The sequence below is a fragment of the Nocardioides sp. genome (assembly GCF_034670285.1).
Classification (GTDB): Bacteria; Actinomycetota; Actinomycetes; order Propionibacteriales; family Nocardioidaceae; genus Nocardioides.
The window spans coordinates 1-1,647 of the sequence record NZ_JAXMNS010000575.1 but is presented as its reverse complement, the minus strand read 5'-3'; the positions used below and the strand labels follow the sequence as shown (position 1 = coordinate 1,647).

Genomic DNA, 1,647 nt, shown 5'->3' with positions numbered 1-1,647 from the left:
CCGGTGCCGGGCGCGGCTTCAGCGCGGGCACCGACCTGCTGGAGATGCACCAGATGGCCACCGACCCGAGCTTCCAGCGCGGAACCCACGGCTTCCTCGGGCTGCTCGACGCCCTGGTCGCCTTCCCCAAGCCGCTGATCTGCGCGGTCAACGGCGTCGGCCTCGGGATCGGCGCCACGATCCTCGGCTTCGCCGACCTGGCGTTCATGTCGACCACCGCCCGACTCAAGTGCCCCTTCACCAGCCTCGGCGTGGCGCCCGAGGCCGCCTCGTCCTACTTGCTCCCGCTGCTGGTCGGCCGACAGAACGCCGCATGGATGCTGCTGTCGGCGGAGTGGATCTCGGCCGAGCAGGCCCGCGAGATGGGGCTCGTCTGGCGACTCTGCGAGCCCGACGACCTCCTCGCGGAGGCGCGACGGCACGCCGAGACCTTGGCGACGCGACCCATCTCGTCGCTGATGGCCGTCAAGCGGACCATCACCGAGCCGCTGCGCGCCGAGATCGCCGCAGCACGGGAGCGCGAGAACGCCGCGTTCGCCGAGCTGATGGGCGGCCCCGCCAACCTGGAGGCGCTGGCGGCGTTCGCCGAGGGGCGCGAGGCGGACTTCAGCGGGCTCTGACTCCGACTGCGCCTATAGTGGTTCGTGCCAGCACGAAGCCTATTCTTGGGGAGACGGAACAATGTCGGTCGAGACGACCACCGCAGCACCCGAACGGCGTGCGCGCCTCGACCACGAGACCGTCGTGGTGGCTGCCGAGGGACTGGTCGACCGCGACGGCTACGACGCTCTCTCGATGACCCTGCTCGCCGCCGAGCTCGACACCCGGGTGTCCTCGCTCTACAACCACGTGACGAACCTGGAGGACCTCCGCTCGGAGATCCAGGTCCGGGCCATGGCCTCGATGGGACGACACGTCCAGCGGGCGGCGATGGGGCGCTCCGGCGCCGACGGCATCGAGGCGCTGTGCCACCAGCTCCGGGACTTCGCTCGCACCTACCCCCAACGGTACGCCGCGTTGACCCGCGCCCCGATCGACCGGGACGCGTTCTTCGAGGCAGCCGGCGGGGTGATCGAGGCCCTCGGCGTGATGATCCGCTCCACCGGACTGGCCGAGGACGACATCCTCGGCACCGGTATGGCGGTCTTCAGCGCCCTTCACGGATTCGTCTCGCTCGAGGTCAGCGGCTACTTCGGCGGCATCGACGACCTCGAGCACGTCTTCGAGCAGGTGGTGCGGGGAGCCGTCGCCGCAGCGATGCTCGACTCCCCGCACACCTGAGATCGATCAGCGTGGCTCGGTGACCGTCAGCTCGAAGCTCGCCCCGGCGCCGTACAGCAGCAGGAACCCGCTGTAGATCGCGCCCGGCGGGATCGCCTTGCTCTCTCCGTCGAGGATGAACTCCCCGCCCGCCATCGGCGCGCAGTCCTCGTCGTAGAAGAACAGCAGGTACTCACCCAGCGGAACCGAGGCAGAGACGGTGACCGAGTGCTTGCCGTCGCCGGCGCCTTCGGGCAGCTGGTGGAAGTAGGCATCGACCCCGTTGGCCGAGGGCAGGCCGGGGCAGGACCAGCTGAGCTCGCTGACACCGGGTCGGTAGGGGTCGAGCCCGAGGAGCGAGCCCTGGGCGGGGTTGCCCACCGCCAC

Annotated in this window: 3 protein-coding genes; 2 read left to right on the top strand and 1 reads right to left on the bottom strand. The window is 70.2% G+C overall.

Translation table 11 applies throughout. The features are described from left to right. Together VOI19_RS19215 and VOI19_RS19210 are read left to right on the top strand one after the other, a co-directional pair. The coding region (locus tag VOI19_RS19215) for an enoyl-CoA hydratase/isomerase family protein (protein WP_323794531.1) at window positions 1-620 on the top strand (620 nt) is incomplete at its 5' end. A 61-nt stretch (window positions 621-681) separates the two neighbouring features. Then, window positions 682-1,281, top strand: coding sequence for a TetR-like C-terminal domain-containing protein (locus VOI19_RS19210; protein ID WP_323794530.1), 600 nt, complete (start codon window positions 682-684; stop codon window positions 1,279-1,281). A gap of 6 nt (window positions 1,282-1,287) precedes the next feature. On the opposite strand, the gene VOI19_RS19205 is transcribed toward VOI19_RS19210, so the two are convergent. Further along, on the bottom strand, window positions 1,288-1,647 hold a 360-nt coding region (locus VOI19_RS19205; protein ID WP_323794529.1), incomplete at its 5' end, for a hypothetical protein.

Coding starts and splice junctions, on each gene's coding strand:
- VOI19_RS19210 (WP_323794530.1), top strand. CDS start 682: ATGTCGGTCGAGACGACCACCGCAGCACCCGAACGGCGTGCGCGCCTC.